This is a genomic window from Cytobacillus citreus, from assembly GCF_018343665.1.
Taxonomy (GTDB): Bacteria; Bacillota; Bacilli; order Bacillales; family Cytobacillaceae; genus Cytobacillus; species Cytobacillus citreus.
This window is the reverse complement of sequence record NZ_JAGYPM010000001.1, coordinates 811750-834792: the sequence shown is the minus strand read 5'-3', so window position 1 is coordinate 834792 and position 23043 is coordinate 811750. Positions and strand designations below refer to the sequence as shown.

Genomic DNA, 23043 nt, shown 5'->3' with positions numbered 1-23043 from the left:
GTTCTTTCTATACAATACATAAGCTTACATGATTTGTAAAAATTAATGTTTGTATCCACTCATAAAAAAAGACGTGTGATTTCATAATGAAACCACACGTCTAGATTAATCATTTATTAATTCGCTAATTTCTCGCGAAGAACCATTTGTAGAATTCCACCGTGACGGTAGTAATCAATTTCTACTTCTGAATCAAAACGTGCAAGAACTTCAAATTCCTTCTTGTTTCCGTCTTCATCAGTAGCTGTTACTTTAACAAGATCTCGAGGTTTTACATTTTCATCGACTTGAACATCGATTGTTTCTTTACCTGTTAGACCAAGAGTTTCAGCACTTTCGCCTTCCTTAAATTGAAGAGGAAGAACTCCCATTAATACTAGGTTAGAACGGTGAATACGCTCATAGCTTTCTGCGATAACTGTTTTAATTCCTAAAAGGTTTGTACCTTTTGCAGCCCAGTCACGAGAAGAACCCATACCATAATCCTTACCTGCAAGTACGGCAAGTCCTGTTTCATCCGCTTTGTACTTCATACAAGCATCGTAAATCGACATTACTTCGCCAGTTGGCCAGTAAGTTGTGAATCCACCTTCTGTACCAGGTGCGATTTGGTTTCGAATACGAATATTTGCAAATGTACCACGCATCATAACCTCATGGTTACCACGACGAGATCCATAAGAGTTGAAATCGCGAACTTCAACACCATTTTCAAGTAAATATTTACCTGCTGGTGTATTTTTTCCAATTGCACCTGCTGGAGAGATATGGTCTGTTGTTACAGAGTCTCCAAATTTACCCACAACTCGTAAACCATCTAATGGTTTTACTTCATCTGGATCTGCTTTTAATCCTTCAAAGAATGGCGGGTTTTGAATATATGTTGATGTATCGTCAAATGTATAAAGTGGTTCATTGCTTGTTTGAATTTTATTCCAAAGAGCATTATCACCAAATACATTTTCATATTCTTTACGGAATAATTCAGGTGTAACAGTTTGCTTAACAACATCATTAATTTCAGCAGTTGTAGGCCAGATATCATTAAAGAAGACATCGTTTCCATCTTTGTCTTTACCAATTGGATCATTTTTAAGATCGATATCAACAGTTCCTGCAAGTGCATACGCTACTACAAGCGGTGGAGAAGCTAAGTAGTTTGCTTTCACAAGTGGATGAATACGGCCTTCGAAGTTACGGTTACCAGAAAGAACTGATGTAACAAGAAGATCGCTCTCTGCAATTGCTTTTTCAATTTCATCTTTTAGTGGACCTGAGTTTCCGATACAAGTCGTACATCCATATCCAACGATATTAAATCCAAGTTGATCAAGATATGGTTGAAGACCTGAATCACGTAAATAGCCAGTTACAACCTTAGATCCTGGTGCTAATGAAGTTTTTACAAACTTAGGAATTTGCATACCAAGTTCAACTGCTTTTTTTGCAACTAGACCTGCACCTACTAATACATATGGATTGGATGTATTTGTACAGCTCGTAATTGCTGCAATTGCCACAGCACCTGTTTTCATTTCAGTTGAATCGCCATTATTAAAGTTAACTGTAACTTCTTTGTTGATTTCCTTCTCATCTAGACCAAAGCCTTGATTTCCTTGTGGAGCCGTAATTGCTTTATTAAATTCCTTCTTCATTTCAGATAAAGGAATTAAGTCTTGAGGACGCTTAGGACCAGAAAGATTTGCTTCGATTTCAGCAAGATTAATTTCAATAATATTTGTATATACTGGTTCTAATAAAGGATCGAAGAATAATCCATTTTCTTTACAATATGTTTCAACAATTTGGATTTGGTCTTCCGAACGGCCTGTTAAACGCATATACTCTAATGATTCCGCATCAATTGGGAAGAAACCGCAAGTTGCACCATACTCAGGAGCCATATTTGCAATTGTTGCACGATCCGCTAGTGGTAATGCTGTTACTCCTGGACCGAAGAATTCTACAAATTTACCAACAACACCGTGAGCACGAAGCACTTGAGTAACTTTTAATGCAAGGTCAGTAGCAGTAGTACCATTTGGAAGTTCACCTGTTAGTTTAACCCCTACAACTTCAGGAACTGGGAAGTATGAAGGCTGACCAAGCATTCCTGCTTCTGCTTCAATACCTCCAACACCCCACCCTAGTACACCAATACCATTGATCATAGTAGTATGGGAATCAGTTCCTACTAAAGAGTCTGGGAATGCTTCAAACTCTCCATCTTCATTTTCAAGAGCATGAACAACATTTGCAAGGAATTCCAAGTTTACTTGGTGAACGATACCTGTTGCAGGCGGCACAGCGCGATAATTATTGAATGCTTTTTGTGCCCAGCTTAAGAATTGATAGCGCTCTGCATTACGTTCGAATTCAAGCTCCATATTTAAACCAAGAGCTTCAGCAGTACCGAATTTATCAACTTGAACAGAGTGGTCAATAACAAGGTCAACCGGCTTAAGCGGATTGATTTTGTCTGGATCTCCACCCATATCAGCCATCGCTTTACGAAGTGATGCTAAGTCAACCACCGCAGGAACACCAGTGAAGTCTTGAAGGATAACACGTGAAGGCTTGAAAGGTACATCAACCTCTTTTACTTCATCAGTACCCCATTTAGCTAGGTTTTCAACATGTTCTTTCGTAATAACACGTCCGTCATATTGGCGAAGGACAGATTCTAATAATACTTTAATAGAATAAGGTAATTTGGATACTTTGCCGACGCCAGCGTTTTCTAAAGCGCCTAAGTGATAGTAATTGTAACGCTTCCCATTTAAATCAAAAGACTTACGGGAATTAAATACATCATTTTTCACCATGGGTAACTTCCCCCTTTTTAAAGATTATTCCGTGTAAGAGTTTAACAATTGTCGAAAAGATGCATTTTTCGTCCATCTTTACTTTCTAACAATTCTAATCTTAATACAACCTTCTATATAAGTAAATAACAAGAAAGTTATTGTTTTTGATAAGTTTTTCTTATACAAAAATCGATTTTATTAGATTTTACATTAAAAAGATGTGTAACGAAAAGGAATTTCGATTTTCATAAAGCTTTTGCAAATGACGATACTATGTTACAAAATTTTTTTCTTCTTTCATAAGTGTAGAAAGATAGGAATGATGGTTTACATATTCCTGCAATTTTTGCGAAAAAATAGTTGATGGAGGTGATTGAAGTTGGGTAAAAGAAAAGCAAATCATGTCATTCCAGGCATGAATGCAGCCAAAGGACAAGGTATGGGAGCTGGATTTAACGAAGAATTTTCAAACGAACCATTATCTGAAGCCCAGAAGCAAAATAATAAGAAACGAAAGAAAAATCAATAAAGAAAACTCGCCATTGGCGAGCCTTGAAAAGGCGATGACAGAAGCGTAGTCGCACTTATCGCGCTCATACATGCCACGTCCTCCCAAAAGCTTCTCTTTTGGTCGTGCGATGTATCTGACGAAGCTTTCCTTGTCCTGTCCGTCGTAATTAATTCCTAAAATTAGCAACTACATCGAAACATCTTCAACGCTGACAATTTATACTTTCTGGTGTATAAGGTAAAAGGAAGCGAGTCATTTCGCTTCCTCTTTTTTTACAAAAACCTGATTATTGTGCTCGAAGGGTTATGATTAATTCATATGGAATATTATTAATTTTCGTTTACTTCGGTCACCATTTTGCTTAAATCCTGTTGAAATTTTTTCAATTGGGCTTTTTGAGATTCTGAAGCCACTTCAAGGGCATTTTCAATTTGCTCGTATGCTTCATTAACTTCTTGTTTTAAATGTTTTAACTGATGACCATAAGTAGCGGAGTCCCTCACAATTTCATAATATAATTCCTGAGCATCCTCCATCCCTTGTTGAGCAGCTTGGAATGCTTGCTGTTTATTCTTATTGTATGGCATCCCCTATTTCACTCCTTTATAATTTTGTACATTTAAATTGTGCATACAGCTAAAAAAATATTCTGTATAAATTTACAGCATCTCACCAAGCTATTGTTAGGAGGGATGAACAATATGAATAAAAATGATAGTAAAGATATGCACAAAAATGCACCAAAAGGAGATAATCCAGGTCAACCAGAACCATTGAGCGGTTCAAAAAAAGTGAAAAATAGAAACCATACAAGGCAGAAAAATAACTCAAGTCATGATATGTAGGTTAGAAAAACTTGGCATTCGCCAAGTCCTTTTTGGCGAATGCCTTAGTTTTACTTAAGCGACTTTTTAGCAGATACTTAAAACACACTTAACTTTAGTACGTTAAATAAACTAAAACTTTCTGCTCATTAGCAAAAAAACTAATGGCTCCTAATTACAAAAATTAGAAAGCCATTAGCCGATTTCTTTATTAAGAAAACATGAATTAATTATTACAAAGTGCATCGATTATATACGTTTCTTCTTCAATTGTAACAGTTCTTAAATCAATAAGTACCTCATCTTTCTGGATACGGACAATGATGGAAGGAGAAGATTCTGTTCTTAATTTCTTTGCTAATTCCTCAGACGTCCACTTTTTATGCCTAATAACTGCTACAATGGATGGAAGATTCACATCTGGCATTGTTCCTCCACCCACCTGCCCAAAACTTTCTCGAATCTCAACATCATATTGGCAAGAATTTGTTTGCAAGTTTTGAATAAAGACTTCAGTCCTTTGTTTCAATTCTTCTCTTGTTACCATCAGATCCCTTATAACTGGAATATTCTTTATCCCCTCTTCACCCTTTGCGTAATCAATTAATGTTCCTTCAAGAGCGGCAAGAGTCATTTTATCCACTCTTAACACACGTGAAAGTTGATGTTTCTTCAACGAGTCAATCAATTCTTTCTTACCAGCAATTATACCTGCTTGCGGTCCGCCTAAAAGTTTGTCTCCGCTAAAAGAAACAATGTCTGCCCCCATCCTTAATACTTCCTTTACAATTGGTTCATCACCTATACCTATACGGCGGAAATCAAATAATGCACCGCTGCCTAGATCCTCATAAAAAATAACATTTTTCTCTTTTGCCAATACGGCTAATTCTTCTGTCTCCACCGACTTTGTAAAACCTACAACTTTAAAATTACTTGTATGGACTTTTAATATCATTGAAGTGTGTTCGTTAATCGCTTTTTCATAATCAGCTAAATGTGTTTTATTCGTTGTTCCAACCTCAACGAGATGAGCACCGCTTTCTTCCATAATAGAAGAGATCCTGAAAGACCCTCCAATTTCAACAAGTTGTCCTCTTGATACGATTACTTCCTGATTTTCAGCTAAGGCCTTGAGAATTAAATATACAGCCGCAGCATTATTGTTCACGACCATGGCTGCTTCTGCACCCGTTAATTCTTTAACAAGTGCTTCAACATGACTATGTCTTGAACCTCTCACGCCTGCTTCTAGCATATACTCCAAATTCGAATAATGAAGTGCCGTATCTAGCATATGCTGTGCTGCGTTTTCACTTAATCGCGCACGGCCGAGATTCGTATGTAGTATTGTCCCAGTTGCATTGATTACTCTTTTAATCGTATAGCTATATTGATGATTGACTAAGGCTTCAAATTTTTGAAATAATGAATCAATAAATGCTTGACTTCCAGGTTCTGGTCCCATCCATTGGCCAATCAACATTTCATTACGAATATGATCAAGCACTAATTTAATTTGGTTCGTCATATATTTCGAATCAATCCCGTAATTTTTCATTAAAAGGAGAAATCGTTCATCCCTTTGTAATTCATGTACGGGAGGTATATTTCTAAGTATATGTTTCACTAATCATTCCTCCAATCATTGCTCATTCATTATACCATTATTCCCCACTCCAAATTCGGTAAAAAAACCGAACAATAGTTTACATAATAATATTACAGTTAAATAAATCGAGAAGTAGATATATTTAATAGTTTAGGCAAAATCGTATTGCACAAAAAAAGCCTCCTCCATTCAAACAATGGAGAAGGCTTAATATATAGGCTACGCCTGCATTTTTTCAATAATTTCATGGGCTTTTGGAAATAATCCAGTTTCATTCTTTGAGTAAATCTTGTCACCATTGACAGTTACTTCAAATACCCCACCCGAACTTGGGATTAGTTCCATTTTTTCAATTTTATGTCGAAAATGTGTGAAGAGCTCTTCCGCGAAACTCGCGGCTTTTGGTGCAAAGTTTCACATCATACAAAATTCAATTCTCACTTCATATTTTTCCATCAATAGACCTCCTCAATCGAAAAAATTCACTAAATATTCACATATTTCACAATGTAATTGTAGTATATTCTATCATTTTCTGCAATAAAAATCCGTTTCATTTTTATGATATTTTCAATGAATAAAGGTATACTTATTTGAGGAGGTGGTATGATGAGTGAGCATGAAAAAATCCGTTTGACTTCATTGTCAACTAAAGCTGGCTGAGGATGCAAAATTGGTCCTGAGGACTTGACGCAAGTTTTGCGTTTATTACCAAAACAAGAACCTGTGCCAGAATTGCTTGTTGGCCACGAAACATCTGATGATGCAGGCGTTTATCAATTAACCGATTCGATCGCTTTAATCCAAACTGTAGATTATTTTACACCGATTGTTGATGACCCATATATGTTTGGCCAAATTGCTGCTGCCAATGCGCTTAGTGATGTATACGCAATGGGTGGACAGCCAAAAACAGTGCTAAACATCGTAGGCTACCCAATTAAAAAGCTTGGTGCTGAAATACTTGCAGAAATACTACGAGGTGCCGGTGATAAGGTAAAGGAAGCTGAGGCTATTACTGTTGGAGGACATTCTATTGATGATCAAGAACCAAAATTTGGACTCTCTGTTACAGGTATTGTTCATCCACAACGTGTCTGGAAAAATGTTGGGGCAAAGCCTGGTGATGCTCTTGTTATAACTAAGCCAATTGGTGTAGGAATTTTAACAACTGGTATTAAAAGAGGCGCTGTCACTCCAGAACAGGAGATAGCCGTAACTGAAACTATGGCAATGTTGAATAAAAATGCTGCTGAAATGTTAAATCCCTTTTCACCTCATGCTGTTACGGATGTAACTGGATTTGGACTACTTGGTCATGGGAGCGAAATGGCTCGTGGCAGCGATGTTAGCTTTGAAATTATTTTTGATCAAGTTCCAGTAATGGAAGGTACATATGAACTTGCAGAAAAAGGTATAATCCCTGGTGGTTCTAAATCTAACCATAAGTGGCTTCATGAAGATGTTTCTTATGAAAATATTTCTATTGAAAATCAATATATTTTATGTGATGCCATCACTTCAGGAGGCTTATTAGTTGCTTTACCAGAAGATGAAGCAAAAAAATATATAGAAATATTACACGAATCTGGTCTACCTCATGCAGCATTGATAGGAAGAGTTCTTACAAAATCTGAGAAGTTAATTTATGTGAAATAGAAAGAACTTATTTTGAAGGTGATTCAATGAACGTAAAGGAGTATTTACAGCGTATTTCTATAGAGGAAGAAAACGAACCCACTTTGGAATTTTTACAGAAGCTGCAAAAGCATCATATGGAGAATATTCCCTTTGAAAATTTGGATGTAACTCGAAACGTAGAAATCACTCTAAATTTGAATCGTTTTTACGATAAAATAATGGAAGACCATAGGGGTGGCTTTTGCTATGAGCTCAATGGACTATTTCAGCGGCTATTGACCGAGCTTGGCTTCAAATCATATTTAATATCCTGTACTGTAAAAAAACAAAATGGCTGGGCCAAAGAAAATACTCATGCAGCAATGATCGTTCATTTAGATCAGCCCTATCTTGTGGATGTTGGCTTTGGAGATTCCGTCCGCAAGCCTTTGCCATTGACAGGAAAAGAGCAGGAAGATGTAAGTGGAATTTACCGGATCATTTTGAATGAGAATCATTTTTTTGACTTGCAGCGATTCGAAAATCAAGAATGGAAAATACTATATCGATTTGCAAATGTTCCAAAAAAGTTAGAGGATTTTTCTGAAGGCTGCTATTTTAATCAAACTTCACCTGAATCTTCATTTACGCATGGTGATATTGCAACAATTGCAACAGAAAATGGAAGAATTACACTTTCGGGTCAAACGGTTACCAAAACGGAAAATGGCGTAAAAACAAAATTGGAATTAACCGAGATGGAAAAGAAAAAATTTCTTAAAGATTTTTTTAGCATTAGAATAAAGGACAGCTAATTTTAGCTGTCCTTTTATCATTTTATTTTTTAAGCTTCTCTAACATATCGATAGTCATTTTCTCTAAATCATATTCTGCTTTAAAGCCCCATTCTTCTTTAGCAGCAGTCGCGTCGATAGAATTTGGCCAGCTATCGGCAATTTGTTGTCTTGCAGGATCAACGTCATAGCTTATTTCAAAGCCAGGAATAGAGTTACGAATTTCTGCAGCAATTTCTTCTGGTTCAAAGCTCATTGCTGTCACATTAAATGAATTTCGATGGATTAATTTCGAACTATCTGCTTCCATTAAGTCAATAATGGCATTAAGTGCATCAGGCATATACATCATATCCATATAAGTTCCTTTATCAATGTATGAAGTATATCGTCCATTTTTAATGGCTTCATAGTAAATTTCAACTGCATAATCAGTCGTTCCGCCACCAGGAGGTGTTACATATGAGATAAGACCTGGGAATCTCAGTCCTCTTGTATCAACACCAAATTTATGATAGTAATAATCTGCTAGTAATTCACCAGCTACTTTATTTACTCCATACATCGTTGTAGGTCTCTGAATGGTATCCTGTGGTGTTTGATCCTTTGGTGTTGAAGGGCCGAATGCTCCAATTGAGCTAGGAGTGAAAAATTGTGCTTTTAGTTCCCTTGCCGATTCAAGAGCATTCATTAATCCACCCATATTTAGATTCCATGCGAATACTGGATTTTTTTCTGCCGTGGCAGAAAGCAATGCAGCCATATGGATAATTGTATCTGCCTCATACTTCCTTGCTGTTTCAATCATTGTCTTCGTATCTGTTACATCCACCACTTCAAAAGGTCCAGATTGAGCAGCTTCCGAGTCATTTTTGCGAATATCTGTTGCAATGACATTATCAGTACCATAAATATTTCTAAGTTTTATCGTCAATTCAGAGCCAATTTGCCCTAATGCACCAGTAATAAAAATCTTTTTCATCTAATTTTCCAATCCTTCCCCTTTATTAAATAATACCCATCTCTCTTCCAACTTTTTCGTAGATCGCAATTGCTTGGTCAAGCATTTCCTTTGTATGTGCTGCTGAAGGCATATTTCTTACTCTACCAGTCCCTTTTGGAACAGTTGGGAATACAATTGATTTTGCATATACGCCCTCTTCGTTTAATTTTTTACTGAATTCCTGTGACTTAACTTCATCTCCGATAATACAAGGTGTAATTGGAGTTTCACTTTCACCAATATCAAACCCTAGTTTTTTCAAACCAGCTTTTAAATAATTGGCATTTCCCCATAATTTTTCGTTCAACTCAGTGCTTTCCATTAATATCTCAATTGCTTTCATACTAGCAACGACATCTGCTGGGGTTAAGGATGTAGAGAAAAGAAACGGTCTGCTTCGTACTTTAAGCCAATCAATTAACTGTTGTTTACCAGCTACATATCCTCCGACAACCCCAATTGCTTTAGAAAGAGTTCCAATTTGAAAATCGATTTTATCAGAAAGACCGAAGTGCTTAACTGTACCTGCTCCATCGCCCAATACGCCAGAACCATGGGCATCATCTACATATGTAATAAGATCAAATTCTTCAGCAATTTCCACAATCTCAGGAAGCTTCGCAATATCTCCATCCATTGAGAAAACCCCATCCGTAATAACCATGATTTTATTATATTGCCCAGACTCTTTCGCTTCTTTAGCCTTTGCTCTTAAATCGTCCATATCAGAATGGTAAACACGAATAATCTTTGCTTTAGATAGGCGGCATCCGTCAATAATTGAAGCATGATTTAATTCATCTGAAAGAATTGCATCATTTTTGTCCATAACAGCAGATATAGCAGCCATATTACAGTTGAAACCAGACTGATAAGCAATCGCTGCTTCAGTATGTTTAAACTCAGCTAATTTTTCTTCTAGTTTTACGTGAATATCTAATGTCCCGTTAATTGTACGAACAGCCCCTGCACCAACGCCATATTTATGAATAGCTTCAGTTGCTGCCTCTTTTAGCCTAGTATCTGTAGCCAATCCCAAATAATTATTAGAAGAAAGATTAATTAATTCCCTGCCATTAATTTTAATTATTGGGCCGTTTGGGCTTTCTAATGGGTCAATGACATTATATAAACCCTTCCCTTTTAAATCTTCGAGATTTTCATTTAAAAATGCATCCAATGTTTTACTTGTCATAATTAATCCTCCATTTCGATAAAAATCTTCCAAATTGTCACCTCCTAAAATACAATTGTATTTACAAGAAGGACATTAATAACATTGATATATAAGTAATTCTTACGTATTACTTTAACATATTTTTTATTATTGTACATATATAGCGGACAGTTTTCAGAAAATTTTTCAAAAAATATTTTATCGTAGTTTACCCATTTTCGTTCATAAAAAATATGAATGAATTTCATGAAGTTCAGACTTAAATCACTATTTTTTTCTTTTAGTTCTTTTGTCCACATTTAAAAATATAGATATATTAGTGTTATTTTTTTATTACATAATTAATACTTATTTTTTATTTAGAATTATTTTTAATAAGTATTGATTTTTTATTGAGAAATGTTATCATTGTAATTAAGAATTATTTCAATTAATTTAATGAGGTGAATGATTGATGACAACAAACAATAAACTAACTACAAACTGGGGTGCTCCTGTAGGAGACAACCAAAACTCAATGACAGCTGGTTCACGTGGTCCAACTTTAATTCAAGATGTGCACATGCTTGAGAAATTAGCTCATTTTAATCGCGAACGCGTACCTGAGCGTGTTGTTCATGCGAAAGGCGCAGGAGCACACGGTTATTTCGAAGTAACAAATGATCTTACAAAATATACGAAAGCTGATTTTTTATCTGAAGTGGGTAAACGCACTCCTATGTTTATCCGTCTCTCTACAGTTGCTGGTGAGCTTGGTTCAGCAGATACAGTCCGTGACCCTCGTGGGTTCGCAGTGAAGTTTTATACAGAGGAAGGAAATTATGATTTAGTAGGCAACAACACACCTATTTTCTTCATTCGTGATGCAATTAAATTCCCTGATTTCATTCATACCCAAAAGAGAGATCCTAAGACTCATCTAAAGAATCCTACAGCTGTTTGGGATTTCTGGTCTTTATCTCCTGAATCATTACACCAAGTAACATACTTAATGGGCGATCGCGGAATTCCAGCTACATTAAGACATATGAATGGCTACGGAAGCCATACGTTCAAATGGACAAACAAAGACGGCGAAGGGGTTTGGGTGAAATATCACTTTATTACAGATCAAGGTGTTAAAAATATGGATGTAAATCTTGCAGCGAAGCTTGCTGGAGAAAACCCAGATTATCATACTGAAGATTTATTTAATGCTATTGAAAATGGGGAATATCCATCATGGACATTAAAGGTTCAAATCATGCCATTAGAGGATGCGAATACTTATCGATTTGATCCATTTGATGTTACAAAAGTATGGTCACATAAAGACTATCCATTAATTGAAGTCGGTAAAATGGTATTAAATAGAAATCCAGAAAACTATTTTGCTGAAGTCGAGCAGGCAACATTCTCACCTGGAACACTTGTCTCTGGAATCGATGTTTCACCAGATAAAATGCTTCAAGGCCGCCTATTTGCATACCATGATGCACACCGTTACCGTGTCGGCGCCAATCATCAAGCACTTCCAATCAACCGTCCGAAAAATGAAGTTAATAATTATCAACGCGATGGCCAAATGCGCTTTGATAGCAATGGCGGGGGTACCGTTTACTACGAGCCAAACAGCTTTGGAGGTCCAACTGAAGTGCCTGAACAAAAACAAGCTGCATATCAAGTATCTGGTATAGCAGAAAGCGTAGCTTATGATCACAATGATCACTATACTCAAGCAGGTGACCTATACCGCTTAATGTCTCAAGAAGAACGTGCTCGCCTTGTCGATAATATCGTCGGTGCCATGAAACCAGTAGAAAGAGATGATATAAAGCTTCGCCAAATACAACACTTCTTTAAAGCTGACCCAGAATATGGGACAAAAGTGGCAGAGGGGCTTGGTTTGGCAGTACCACAGGAAGTAAAATAATAGAATCATATTTTAATTCTCTTAATTTAATAAAATTCTCATTTCATCATTAAGGGTATCCGTATTAAACGGGTACCCTTTCGTTTTTTTTCTTACTAGATTTAATCATAGAAAGTATGCCATTGTTGCACTAATTATTTATCCATACAATTTCCATCAATATACCTTAGGAAAATCTAGTTTTATGGGAAAAAATCTTGTATGATGTAAAAATGGATTACTTTTGAAAAAGTGAGGATTTTATATTATGAGTTTATTAAATGTAGAAAATTTAAGCCATACATTTGGTGACCGCACATTGTTTAAAGATGTATCTTTCCGGCTGCTAGCAGAGGATCATGTAGGACTTGTCGGTGCAAACGGTGTTGGGAAATCGACCTTAATGAATATTATCACAGGACAGCTGATTCATGATACTGGCCGTGTCGAATGGACCCCTAGTGTTTATTATGGGTATCTTGATCAGCATACCGTTTTAACACCAGGAAAAACGATGAGAGATGTCCTCAAAGATGCGTTTCTTCCTCTTTTTGAACAGGAAAAGGCATTAAACGAAGTAACGGCAAAAATGGCAGACGCAACACCAGAAGAATTAGAAGATTTACTTGATGAAATGGGAAAAATCCAGGATCGCCTTGATTCAGGAGGCTTCTATTCTCTAGATATCAAAATTGAAGAAGCTGCACGAGGACTTGGATTAGATGCCATCGGCTTAGACCGTGATGTTTCTGCACTAAGCGGCGGCCAGCGTACGAAAGTATTATTAGCAAAGCTGCTTCTCGAACAGCCTCAAGTTTTACTATTGGATGAGCCAACAAACTATTTAGATGTCGAGCATATTCGCTGGCTGACAAACTATTTGAAAGAATATCCGTATGCATTCATTCTTATCTCTCATGATACAGAATTTATGAATCAGGTTTCTAACACGATCTTCCATTTAGAATTTTCAAAACTGACACGTTATACGGCAAGCTATGATAAATTTCTTGAATTAGCTGAAATCAATAAAAACCAGCATATAAACGCCTATGAAAAGCAAAAAGAATTCATAAAAAAGCAGGAAGATTTCATAGCGAAGAATAAAGCTCGCTATTCGACAACAGGCCGGGCAAAAAGCCGCCAGAAGCAGCTCGATCGCATGGAAAGAATTGACCGTCCAGAAACAGCTGTGAAACCAACGTTTGAATTCAAAGAATCCCGTGGCAGCAGCCGCTATGTTTTTGAAGGAAATGATTTCGAAATTGGTTATACCCATGCTCTATTACCTAAAATGTCGATATCAATAGAACGTGGAGAAAAAATTGCGATTGTCGGATGTAACGGTGTCGGTAAATCTACTCTTCTAAAGACAATGCTTGGAAAAATCAAACCAATCAACGGTAAAGTTGAACGCGGCGATTTCCTCTTCCCTTCTTATTTTGAACAAGAAGTAAAAGCAGGAAATATTACACCGATCGATGATGTTTGGAATGAGTTCCCTTCCATGGATCAGCACCAGGTACGAGCAGCACTAGCAAGATGCGGGCTGAAGAATGAGCATATTTCACGCCCATTGAATCAATTGAGTGGTGGAGAACAAGCTAAAGTTCGCTTATGTAAATTAATGATGTATGAAAGTAACTGGATATTATTTGATGAACCGACCAATCACCTTGATGTTGTGGCAAAGGAAGAACTAAAGCGTGCGTTAAAAGCGTATAAAGGTACAATAGTTTTAGTTTGTCACGAACCAGACTTTTATGAAGACTGGGTAACAAAGATTTGGAATGTCGAAGAATGGTCGCAGCAACTGTAACTTAATTTGTTTTTCATACACTAACCCTCTACTGCGTAGAGGGTTTTTAATTGGATTTTTTACAATACTTTTTAAATGTGACCAATATATGAACATTGAATAAAACTCGTGCAAACGGTTCCAATAGTGTATAATGAAAAAGCCCGGAAGATTAAAAATTAATAAATATTGATAAGAGAAAGCATTGTTTTCTTTTATTGGCAAACCTTTTTAGCGGGTAAATATTTATAAAGGACTAACTAACTTGATGACTGAAAAGAAGATTGCCTGGATTACTGACAGTACTGCCTATATTACAGATGAATTTATAAAACATCCTGATGTGTATGTTATTCCATTGTCCATTACATTTGATGACGAAACATTTGAAGATGGAATAGATTTAAATACAGATCAATTATATAACCGAATCGTTAAATCAAAGGAAATTCCGAAAACCTCACAGCCATCTGCGGGTCGATTTGCTGAACTTTTTGAACAATTAAAAGGAAAATATGATTCTGCTATCGCTGTACATATTTCTGGTAAATTAAGCGGGACGATTAATAGCTGTCTATCTGGTGCTAAACTCGCAGATTTTCCAGTTGAAGCAGTCGATTCTAAATCAATGTCCTATGCGATTACAACTCTAATAAAAAAAGGTATGGATTTAGCTAAAAAAGGATTGCCTAGTAATGAAATTGCTCAATTCCTTCAGGAAGATGCAGCCAAATCAGAGAATTATATATTATTAGGAAGCCTGGATCAATTTTACAAAGGCGGAAGAATGTCAGGAACCGCTTACTTACTTGGTAGTCTTTTAAAAATAAAACCGATTATCAGAGTTAACAATAATGGTGAGTTTGAACTTTTTGATAAAGTACGTTCTGAGAAAAAAGCAGTTAAGCGTATGTTAGAGTTACTAGGGGAAGCATATAAAAAACATTCCATTTCTCAAGTGCAAATTTTGCATGGAAATGTTCAAGATAAAGCAAAGGAACTGGGATCCGAGATTAAAGCACTTTTTCCTAAACTTGATATTTTTATCGGTGAAATTAGCTCTACTATCGCTGTTCATTCTGGAGAAGGTACGCTTGCTACGCTGTGGCATAATGAGTAGTAATACTTTTCTCTTAAAGAATCAATTCCAATATTTAATTGAAATTGCCTGTGGGATATGTATCAGAATTTTGATCTGTTGTCTGGATCATTTTCTGATTGCTTACCCTACAGGCATTATTCTTAACCAAAACTTTACTTAAAAATGCTTACACCCACGTAAACATATAATTACCGTCCTCAATTGCTTTTGCCTGCTTAACGATTTTCAACGGTCTAAACGTATCAATCATGACCGCGAGCTCAAGTGTTTCCTTTCTCCCTATGCTAGCTTCTGTCGTTCCCGGATGAGGACCATGTGGAATACCGCTCGGATGAAGAGTAATGGATTCTTTATTAATACCCTTCCTACTCATAAAATTCCCTTCAACATAATAAAGAAGTTCATCACTATTCACATTGCTATGATAATATGGAGCAGGTATCGCTTCTGGATGATAATCGAATAGTCTTGGAACGAAGGAGCAAACTACGAAATTATGACCTTCAAATGTTTGATGAACTGGAGGTGGCTGATGAACTCTCCCTGTGATCGGCTCAAAATCTTTAATATTGAAAACCCATGGATATAAATAGCCATCCCAGCCTATCACATCTAAAGGGTGATGATTCAGCACATGAGAATGCAGATATCCCCTCGTCTTTGTAATAACCTTAAATTCTCCCTTTTCATCAAATGTTTCTAATTTCTCAGGTCCGCGAATATCCCTTTCACAAAATGGACTATGCTCTAATAATTGTCCATACTCATTCCTATATCTTTTAGGAGTAGTTATTTGGCTAAATGATTCAATAAATAATACTTTTGAAATTTCACTATCATCCGGAATCACCCTGTATATTGTACCGATCGGGATAATCACATAATCCCCAGGATGATACGTAATCGTACCGAACATTGTTTCGATTTTCCCAGTACCGTAATGAATGTAAAGCATTTCATCGCCATCACCATTACGGTAATAGCTTTCCATTTCTTCATTTATTTTCATTGTTCCAATTAGTAAATCATCATTTCCTAATAAATATTCTCTAGCGTAAAGCGCATTGCCTTTTTTCTCAATTTTATCTGTCATAAGATGACGATGATTTAGGCTATCTTGATCTTCGTATTCTGGCAAGTATTTACCAATTAATTGACTTTGAGACACTTCGGTTGGCATATAATGATGATATAAAATCGACTGTGTCCCAGAAAACCCCTTCGTTCCCATCACTTGCTCACGATAAAGTGAACCATCCTCTTTATTAAACATCGTATGACGCTTATGAGGAATTTCCCCCATTTTCCGGTAAAACATTTTTCCACCTCACTTGCTGTTAATCATATTTACTAATTTTCCGAGCGCTGTTATTTCCAATTCTATCTCATCACCTGATTCAAGCCAGGGATGAACATCTGTGCCAAGCTCTAAAATACATCCACTTCCTACCGTTCCTGAACCAATTATTTCACCTGGATATAATGTAACCCCATCAGAAGCACGTTCTATCATTTCTCCGAATGAATAGTATAGATCCTTCATATTCCCTTCTGATAAAAGGACGCCATTGACCTTCGCTGTCATCATTAAATCATAGCCATTCTCAATCCGGTAATCTTCTAATTCATCTTTAGTTATGATATAAGGTCCTATGGATGTGGAAAAATCCTTGCCTTTTGCAGGACCGAGTCCTACTTTCATTTCTTTTCTTTGTATATCTCTTGCACTCCAGTCATTTAAAATACAGTAACCGAAAATATAATCTTCAGCGTTTTCTGCCTTAATATTCTTACCTTCCTTTCCTATGATGCAGGCAATCTCCAATTCATAATCAAGCCATTCACAATTTTCTGGCCTATCTATCGCTTCATACGGTCCTTTTATGGCTAAGTGGTTTGAAAAGTAAAATACCGGGATTTCATACCATTCAGGGATCATTTCTAAACCACGATTTTCTCTAGCTGTTTTCACATGCTCTTCAAAAGCATAAAAATCTCTAAAGCTTTTCGGGTTCGGCAGCGGCGCTTTAAGTAAAACATCCTTGAGAGGATAGACATTCTTTCCATTTAATTGAGATGATGATATAAAATTCATGAAAAATGAATTGTTTTCAATAAATGAAAGTAAATCTTTTGGCAGTATTCCATTTGATGCTTCATGCATATCAATAACATATTGTTCATTCACGATCCAGCCTGCTCGAATCGACCCGTCATTCTTTTGAAAAGTTACGAATTTCATAGCATCACCTTGGTCACGTTTTTCGCACTAATTCAAAAACTTCTGCCATTGCCTTTGTATACATATGTCCTGCCATTCGTCCTACTGGTTTTAGCTTTTCAGTAAGTATTCTCCCATTCTCATAAAGCACATCAGCGACATGAACATGTTCAACCTTGCCGATGACAAGGCTTCCTGCACCAACATAATCTCCAAAATGAAGGAGCTCGTGCAATCTACATTCAAGGTGGACTTTCGATTCCTTAATTCTCGGAGGTTTTACAAAAGAACTTTCTTCCTTTGTTAGCCCTGAAATCTCTAGCTCATCAATTTCAGCTGGATACTCAGCTGCACAAATATTCATATTTTCAGTTATATCCTCACTGACTATATTAATGACAAATTCTTTTGTTGCTTCAATATTAAGAAGAGTATCCTTTTTTTGACCATCTGTCCCTCTTCTCATCGGTGAAAAACAAATCAGCATTGGATCCGCACATATTGCTGTAAAGAAGCTAAACGGCGCTGCATTCGATACACCTGCTGCGTCTATTGTCGTAACAAATGCAATTGGACGAGGTAAAATTGAACCAGCCAAAAGCTTATATGCGTCACTCCATTCAAGATTCCCTGGCGTTATTTCCATTTTCCACCGCTCTTTCACTAATAATTTGACTGATTACTTCAAGAAAGGCTTTATTATCTTCGCGTGTGCCAAGTGTGATTCTAAAGGCATCTGAATATCCATGATATTTCAATTCTCGAACAAGGAAACCACTCGAGATTAATTTCTCAACAACTGGGAATTGACTATAAATAAACACAAAATTTGTTTGTGAGGGAAAATAATTTAAACCATTTTTTTCTAAGAACTCACAGACAAAAATTCTTTCTTTATCATTTTTCTCTGCACAATCAAGAATAAAATCTTGGTTTTCAAGCGCGTAAGCTGCTGCTGTCTGTGCTAATTGATTTACGTTAAAAACGTCCTTTACTTTATGAAGCTCTTGCACAATATCAGAATTCATGATTCCATAACCTACTCGCAGTCCAGCGAGCCCATAAATTTTTGAAAAAGTCCGTAATATGACTAGATTGGAATATTTATCAATGAGTGGAACCGATTGGAGATAATCATTGCTCGTTACATACTCGTAGTAAGCCTCATCTAAAACAATTAATATATTTGCTGGAACATTTTCTATGAAATGATACAGCTCTTGCTTTTCCACGATTGTTCCTGTTGGATTATTAGGATTACAGATAAATATCATTTTTGTACGTGGCGTTATTTTTTCATACATGGATGGAAGATCATGAACCCCATTAGCTAGAGGAACCTTGACCGCTTTTCCGCCTTCAATGACGATATTTGCTTCATATCTCCGGAAGGTCATATCAGCTAGAACTGCTTCATCCCCTGGATTTATAAATGCTCTTGTTAGTAGTCGTATAAGCTCTTCAGAACCATTCCCTATAATAAATTGGCCATCATTAAGGTTATAGTAGGCAGATAGTTTTTGGATTAATAAGGATGTCTTGCCATCAGGATACAAATATAATTTTTGCATATTTTGAATGATGGACTCCTTAACATTTGGAGAGCACCCATAAATATTTTCATTATCAGACATTTTTCGAATCGTCTTGAGATGGTATTGATTCATTAGTTCCTCTGGTGTGAACCCAAGCGGGTAGGATGTCATCTCTTCGATTGCACGTTTTGTTTGGATTTTAACCATATAAACACCTCTGGTTTTACTGCGATTACGTTAACAAGCTATTTTTAAAGAGTGAGGACATTTGCCCCATCCTTTTCTTCTAACAATCTTAGAGATTTCCTCGCCTTTCTTGTTCTCGTTCAATCGATTCAAATAAGGCCTTGAAATTTCCTTCTCCAAATCCTCTCGCACCTTTACGCTGAATGACCTCAATAAATAATGTTGGACGATCCACAACTGGCTTTGTGAAGATTTGCAGCAAATAGCCTTCATCATCTCGATCTACTAATATACTTAATTCTTTTAGCTTTTCGATTTCTTCATCAATTTTTCCGACACGGTCTGTTAACGCTTCACCATAATATGCGGCAGGAGTATTCAGAAATTCAACACCATTTTTACGCAGAATACTTACTGTACTTACGATATCTTCTGTTAATAGTGCAAGATGCTGAACACCTGGACCGTTATAGAAGTCTAGATACTCTTCAATTTGTGATTTCCGTTTTCCTTCTGCTGGCTCATTAATAGGGAATTTTATTCTTCCGCCATTATGCATAACTTTAGACATTAATGCTGAATATTCCGTGCTTATATCCTTATCTGTAAAATGCGTCATTTCTTTAAAGCCCATTACATTTGCATAATAACTAACCCATTCTTCCATACTTTCAACATTGCCAACGACATGATCAATCCCGATAAAGCCAGCGTCCTCAAATGGAATATTCATTTCTAACGGTTCATACCCGGGCATAAAAATACCTTTATAGTTATTTCTTTCAACTAATGTGTGAATCGTATCGCCATATGTTCCAATAACCGCCTTCTTTACAGTTCCATGCTCATCCTTGATTTCAATTGGAGGTACAATTTCAATTGCTCCCCTAGATACTGCTTCATTATATGCTTTCTCTACATCATCAACTGTTAAAGCTACATCCTTTACGCCATCTCCATGCTTTTTCACAAATGAAGCAACTCTGCTACTTTCCGTTAAAGATCCCGTTATGACAAGGCGAATTTTTCTTTGCTGAAGTACATATGAAACCGTCTCCCGATTACCAGTTTCTAAACCTGAATAGGCAACAGGTTTAAATCCAAATGCAGAGCAAAAATAATGGCATGATTGTTTAGCATTTCCTGAATAAATCTCTAAATAATCAACTTCTTTTACCGGAAAAAAATCCTCGGCCTTTTGGTGCATAGCATGAGTATTTTCTTGCATCTTTTTTCCTCCTAAATTGAAAAAATATTAATATTCAGAATTAATATTATATTAATAGTTGAAATGTTCTCAAGAATACAAGTTAAAGCTACAATGCACTTCTGCAGTAAAGTGTTGGAAAGCTTTCTCTTTATTTTAAACTTGAATTCCTTTTTTAAATTTAGGCGAAAGATGTATTGCCTGATTTTTTATCGCTTCAACCGCTTCTAATATTCCTTCGTTCATACTTGGATGGGGATACGTTGGAAATAGTAAATCTTCGTCACGCGAAGCCATTTCCAAGGATAAGATTCCACTAGAGATAAGTTCAATCGCACCATCACCTATAATGTGCATTCCAATTAGCATGTGATTTTCTTTATCGAAAATCAGTTTTATAAATCCTTCTTTTTTTCCGATGATGGCTGCGTAACCATTGCTAGATAAGGGAAATTGACCTATTTCGATGGAATATCCTTGACTTATAGCTCCTTCTTCCGTTAGACCAACAGAAGCGATTGGGGGTCTTGTGTGTACTACTTTTGGTAAAAAACGAAAATCAGCTTCAGCTGGGATTCCTGCAATGATTTCTGCTGCCGTTTTCCCCTGCTTTATTGCCTTCACTGCTAAACTTGGACCCTCTGTAATATCTCCTACCGCAAAAATTTTTGCGATTGACGTACGGCATTGATCATCAACTCTTATAAACCCTTCCTTTGTTGTTTTTACCCCGATTCGAGCAATACCCAAATTATCAGTATTTGGAGTTTCTAGGTTTGAAACAAATATATGTGAAGCTGAAATTTTTTCTGTGCCCGTTTTATTTTGTAGGATAATAGAAACCTCTTCCTCTTCAGCATATGCTTCATTAATTTTCGTGCTCCTCATGATCTGGATACGATACTTTTTTAATAGTCTCTTTAACTCACGGTTTATTGATGAGTCAAAATCAAACTCATCATGCTTTAAAATGAGCATTACTTCGGAGCCGAAAGCATTGTAAGCCATTGCCATTTCTAGAGCAATATAATCATGTCCATATATGACAAGCTTTTCAGGCACAATATTTATGTTAGTTATGGACCGAGAATCCAATATCCGTTTGTTGTCGATTATGATTCCTTCAGGTTGTTTCGTTGAGCAACCGGCTGCAATGATGGCATGTTTAAATCGAAATACTTCAAACTGATCCCCATTTTCTACACCAATCCGATCCTCCGAAAGGAAGAAAGCAGAACCATGAAGTAATTCAATCTTATTTGCCTTAATTAATGAAGTGACACCCTCACGAAGGTTAGCAATCGTTTTTATTTTATACGTTTGAAGTGTCTCGATATTAAAATGAGTACCTTTACTTTCAATTCCTAACTCAGCATCGTCATGAGAAGAAACATATTTTTCTGCTCCATAGGTCAATACCTTCGAAGGTATGCAGCCATAATTAAGACATACACCTCCAAGCTGATCCTTTTCAATGAGTGTAACTGCCAATCCAAGCTGTGAGGCACGAATAGCTGCATTGTAACCACCAGGACCCCCGCCAATAATAATGAGATCACGTTCATGTGCAAGTTCCCCGACAACCATTTACACCAACTCCAGCAAAAGCAATTTTGGGTTTTGTATGAACTGTGCGAATCGATTTGTAAATTTGACTGCTGTTGCTCCGTCTGCAACCCTGTGGTCAAAGGACATTGAAATATTCATGATTGAGCGGATCACAATCTCATCCTCATCTATGACGACTGGCATTCTTTTTGTTTTATGGAAGGAAACAAGTGCTACTTCAGGATGCTGTATGATTGGGGTTGCACCGAAGCTTCCGCCAAGTGGACCTACATTGCTGATTGTAAAAGTCCCGCCTGATATTTCTTTTATACTTAATTTATTATCTAAAGCTTTTTCAGTAAGCTCCTTCATTTCATGATGAATGTTTTGAATTGATTTTTTCTCTACATGGCGAATAATTGGTACAATTAGACCTTCCTCTGTATCAACTGCAATTCCGAAATGATGTTCTTTAATGAGATAAATTTCTTCTTTTTCTTCATCAAGTCTTGCATTGAATATCGGAAATTCTTTTAAACAAATTGATAATGACTTTAGGAAAAATGCAGTTGCTGATATATTTTGATTCAAATTTTTTAACTCTGCTCGAAATTGAATGAGCTCGGTAACATCCACTTCTTCAAAATGAGTGCAATGAGGAATCGTAAACGAGGACTGAACCATTTTTTTGGCTATTTGCTTTCTTCTGCCTCTGAAAGGAATGATGTCATTTCTTGATGGGGATATTTCTGAAGGTGTTTTGTTTTCAACTATATTTTCTGAAATAATATCTTTCTTTGGTAGTTGCTTTGCAGCAATAAACTGATAAATATCATCATCCGTAATCCTCCCTGCATGTCCGGATCCTTGAACCTTATCGAGATCAATACCGTTTTCTCTTGCAATTTTTCTAGTGAAGGGAGACGCAAGTATTCGCTTCTTTTGAACTTGGTCATCACTTTTGCCTTCTACTACTAATTCGTCCATGATTAATAAAGTTGTTCCAACAGCAACCGTCTGTCCTTCTGCAACTTTAAACTCTTTAATAATCCCTGATCGAGGAGCTGGAATTTCTGCGGTCATTTTATCTGTTTGGACCTCTAACAGCGGTTCATCTGCTCGAACTTTATCGCCAAGATTAACGAAAAAGCAGTTAATATCAGCCTCGGCCATTCCTTCCCCGATATCGTGAAGTTTAACATCCATT

19 protein-coding genes and 1 pseudogene are annotated in these 23043 nt (G+C 36.6%); 7 read left to right on the top strand and 13 right to left on the bottom strand.

Annotated features, from left to right (window positions below):
• Positions 1–116: 116 nt before the first annotated feature.
• On the bottom strand, positions 117–2825 hold the full coding sequence (gene acnA / locus KHA94_RS04145; protein ID WP_213100850.1) for an aconitate hydratase AcnA: 2709 nt from the start codon (positions 2823–2825) through the stop codon (positions 117–119).
• 361 nt (positions 2826–3186) lie between these two features.
• On the opposite strand from acnA, the gene sspO reads away from it, so the two are divergent.
• Positions 3187–3336: a small acid-soluble spore protein O gene (sspO, locus tag KHA94_RS04140; RefSeq protein WP_057770157.1), complete on the top strand. Its 150-nt coding sequence runs from the start codon at positions 3187–3189 to the stop codon at positions 3334–3336.
• Positions 3337–3647: 311 nt separating this feature from the next.
• Here the strand turns inward: sspO and KHA94_RS04135 are convergent, their stop codons facing one another.
• The gene (locus KHA94_RS04135) at positions 3648–3905 is read right to left on the bottom strand and encodes a hypothetical protein (RefSeq protein ID WP_213100849.1); all 258 of its coding nucleotides are present in this window, start codon (positions 3903–3905) and stop codon (positions 3648–3650) included.
• Positions 3906–4019: 114 nt separating this feature from the next.
• Here KHA94_RS04135 and KHA94_RS04130 point away from each other — a divergent pair, with 114 nt between their 5' ends.
• Positions 4020–4163, top strand: a complete 144-nt coding sequence (locus KHA94_RS04130; protein ID WP_213100848.1) for a small acid-soluble spore protein P — start codon at positions 4020–4022, stop codon at positions 4161–4163.
• Between the two features lie 205 nt (positions 4164–4368).
• Here the strand turns inward: KHA94_RS04130 and selA are convergent, their stop codons facing one another.
• Both selA and KHA94_RS26450 read right to left on the bottom strand, forming a co-directional pair.
• Positions 4369–5772 carry an L-seryl-tRNA(Sec) selenium transferase gene (gene selA / locus KHA94_RS04125; RefSeq protein ID WP_213100847.1) on the bottom strand — a complete coding sequence of 468 codons (1404 nt, stop codon included), beginning with the start codon at positions 5770–5772 and terminating at the stop codon, positions 4369–4371.
• A gap of 201 nt (positions 5773–5973) precedes the next feature.
• A pseudogene (locus KHA94_RS26450) lies at positions 5974–6156 on the bottom strand (Rdx family protein); the annotation flags it as partial.
• A 207-nt stretch (positions 6157–6363) separates the two neighbouring features.
• On the opposite strand from KHA94_RS26450, the gene selD reads away from it, so the two are divergent.
• Together selD and KHA94_RS04110 are read left to right on the top strand one after the other, a co-directional pair.
• Positions 6364–7413, top strand: a complete 1050-nt coding sequence (selD, locus tag KHA94_RS04115) for a selenide, water dikinase SelD (RefSeq protein WP_213100846.1) — start codon at positions 6364–6366, stop codon at positions 7411–7413.
• Between the two features lie 26 nt (positions 7414–7439).
• Positions 7440–8189 carry an arylamine N-acetyltransferase family protein gene (locus KHA94_RS04110; protein ID WP_213100845.1) on the top strand — a complete coding sequence of 250 codons (750 nt, stop codon included), beginning with the start codon at positions 7440–7442 and terminating at the stop codon, positions 8187–8189.
• Between the two features lie 22 nt (positions 8190–8211).
• On the opposite strand, the gene KHA94_RS04105 is transcribed toward KHA94_RS04110, so the two are convergent.
• Together KHA94_RS04105 and KHA94_RS04100 are read right to left on the bottom strand one after the other, a co-directional pair.
• Positions 8212–9150: an L-threonine 3-dehydrogenase gene (locus tag KHA94_RS04105; RefSeq protein ID WP_213100844.1), complete on the bottom strand. Its 939-nt coding sequence runs from the start codon at positions 9148–9150 to the stop codon at positions 8212–8214.
• 25 nt (positions 9151–9175) lie between these two features.
• A complete protein-coding gene (locus KHA94_RS04100) occupies positions 9176–10366 on the bottom strand; it encodes a glycine C-acetyltransferase (RefSeq protein WP_213101289.1) in 1191 nt (396 codons plus the stop codon).
• Positions 10367–10802: 436 nt separating this feature from the next.
• Here KHA94_RS04100 and katA point away from each other — a divergent pair, with 436 nt between their 5' ends.
• The 3 genes from katA to KHA94_RS04085 all read left to right on the top strand — a co-directional run bounded on the left by katA (position 10803) and on the right by KHA94_RS04085 (position 15157).
• Entirely contained in the window at positions 10803–12260 is a 1458-nt protein-coding gene (gene katA / locus KHA94_RS04095) for a catalase KatA (protein WP_213100843.1), read from the top strand.
• A gap of 247 nt (positions 12261–12507) precedes the next feature.
• Positions 12508–14058 carry an ABC-F family ATP-binding cassette domain-containing protein gene (locus tag KHA94_RS04090; RefSeq protein WP_213100842.1) on the top strand — a complete coding sequence of 517 codons (1551 nt, stop codon included), beginning with the start codon at positions 12508–12510 and terminating at the stop codon, positions 14056–14058.
• 247 nt (positions 14059–14305) lie between these two features.
• Positions 14306–15157, top strand: coding sequence for a DegV family protein (locus KHA94_RS04085; protein ID WP_213100841.1), 852 nt, complete (start codon positions 14306–14308; stop codon positions 15155–15157).
• Positions 15158–15305: 148 nt separating this feature from the next.
• Here the strand turns inward: KHA94_RS04085 and KHA94_RS04080 are convergent, their stop codons facing one another.
• The 7 genes from KHA94_RS04080 to KHA94_RS04050 form a co-directional block, all read right to left on the bottom strand.
• Positions 15306–16457, bottom strand: a complete 1152-nt coding sequence (locus KHA94_RS04080) for a homogentisate 1,2-dioxygenase (protein WP_213100840.1) — start codon at positions 16455–16457, stop codon at positions 15306–15308.
• A gap of 9 nt (positions 16458–16466) precedes the next feature.
• On the bottom strand, positions 16467–17381 hold the full coding sequence (locus KHA94_RS04075; RefSeq protein ID WP_213100839.1) for a fumarylacetoacetate hydrolase family protein: 915 nt from the start codon (positions 17379–17381) through the stop codon (positions 16467–16469).
• A gap of 13 nt (positions 17382–17394) precedes the next feature.
• Positions 17395–18006, bottom strand: a complete 612-nt coding sequence (locus KHA94_RS04070; RefSeq protein WP_213100838.1) for a flavin reductase family protein — start codon at positions 18004–18006, stop codon at positions 17395–17397.
• Positions 17981–19102, bottom strand: coding sequence for a histidinol-phosphate transaminase (gene hisC / locus KHA94_RS04065; protein ID WP_213100837.1), 1122 nt, complete (start codon positions 19100–19102; stop codon positions 17981–17983). The genes KHA94_RS04070 and hisC overlap by 26 nt, the downstream gene beginning before the upstream one ends.
• An 88-nt stretch (positions 19103–19190) precedes the next feature.
• Positions 19191–20309 carry a 4-hydroxyphenylpyruvate dioxygenase gene (gene hppD / locus KHA94_RS04060; protein WP_213100836.1) on the bottom strand — a complete coding sequence of 373 codons (1119 nt, stop codon included), beginning with the start codon at positions 20307–20309 and terminating at the stop codon, positions 19191–19193.
• A 135-nt stretch (positions 20310–20444) separates the two neighbouring features.
• Positions 20445–21875 (bottom strand): dihydrolipoyl dehydrogenase, encoded by a 1431-nt coding sequence (gene lpdA / locus KHA94_RS04055; protein WP_213100835.1) that lies wholly within the window; start codon positions 21873–21875, stop codon positions 20445–20447.
• Complete coding sequence (locus KHA94_RS04050) at positions 21876–23042, bottom strand: dihydrolipoamide acetyltransferase family protein (RefSeq protein WP_213100834.1); 1167 nt, start codon at positions 23040–23042, stop codon at positions 21876–21878.
• Position 23043 lies beyond the last annotated feature (1 nt).

Bases quoted from the DNA above. Each gene is read 5' to 3' on its own strand.
- acnA (WP_213100850.1), bottom strand. From the start codon at position 2,825: ATGGTGAAAAATGATGTATTTAATTCCCGTAAGTCTTTTGATTTAAAT.
- KHA94_RS04135 (WP_213100849.1), bottom strand. From the start codon at position 3,905: ATGCCATACAATAAGAATAAACAGCAAGCATTCCAAGCTGCTCAACAA.
- KHA94_RS04130 (WP_213100848.1), top strand. From the start codon at position 4,020: ATGAATAAAAATGATAGTAAAGATATGCACAAAAATGCACCAAAAGGA.
- KHA94_RS04110 (WP_213100845.1), top strand. From the start codon at position 7,440: ATGAACGTAAAGGAGTATTTACAGCGTATTTCTATAGAGGAAGAAAAC.
- KHA94_RS04105 (WP_213100844.1), bottom strand. From the start codon at position 9,150: ATGAAAAAGATTTTTATTACTGGTGCATTAGGGCAAATTGGCTCTGAA.
- KHA94_RS04100 (WP_213101289.1), bottom strand. From the start codon at position 10,366: ATGACAAGTAAAACATTGGATGCATTTTTAAATGAAAATCTCGAAGAT.
- katA (WP_213100843.1), top strand. From the start codon at position 10,803: ATGACAACAAACAATAAACTAACTACAAACTGGGGTGCTCCTGTAGGA.
- KHA94_RS04090 (WP_213100842.1), top strand. From the start codon at position 12,508: ATGAGTTTATTAAATGTAGAAAATTTAAGCCATACATTTGGTGACCGC.
- KHA94_RS04085 (WP_213100841.1), top strand. From the start codon at position 14,306: ATGACTGAAAAGAAGATTGCCTGGATTACTGACAGTACTGCCTATATT.
- KHA94_RS04080 (WP_213100840.1), bottom strand. From the start codon at position 16,457: ATGTTTTACCGGAAAATGGGGGAAATTCCTCATAAGCGTCATACGATG.
- KHA94_RS04075 (WP_213100839.1), bottom strand. From the start codon at position 17,381: ATGAAATTCGTAACTTTTCAAAAGAATGACGGGTCGATTCGAGCAGGC.
- KHA94_RS04070 (WP_213100838.1), bottom strand. From the start codon at position 18,006: ATGGAAATAACGCCAGGGAATCTTGAATGGAGTGACGCATATAAGCTT.
- hisC (WP_213100837.1), bottom strand. From the start codon at position 19,102: ATGGTTAAAATCCAAACAAAACGTGCAATCGAAGAGATGACATCCTAC.
- hppD (WP_213100836.1), bottom strand. From the start codon at position 20,309: ATGCAAGAAAATACTCATGCTATGCACCAAAAGGCCGAGGATTTTTTT.
- lpdA (WP_213100835.1), bottom strand. From the start codon at position 21,875: ATGGTTGTCGGGGAACTTGCACATGAACGTGATCTCATTATTATTGGC.
- KHA94_RS04050 (WP_213100834.1), bottom strand. From the start codon at position 23,042: ATGGATGTTAAACTTCACGATATCGGGGAAGGAATGGCCGAGGCTGAT.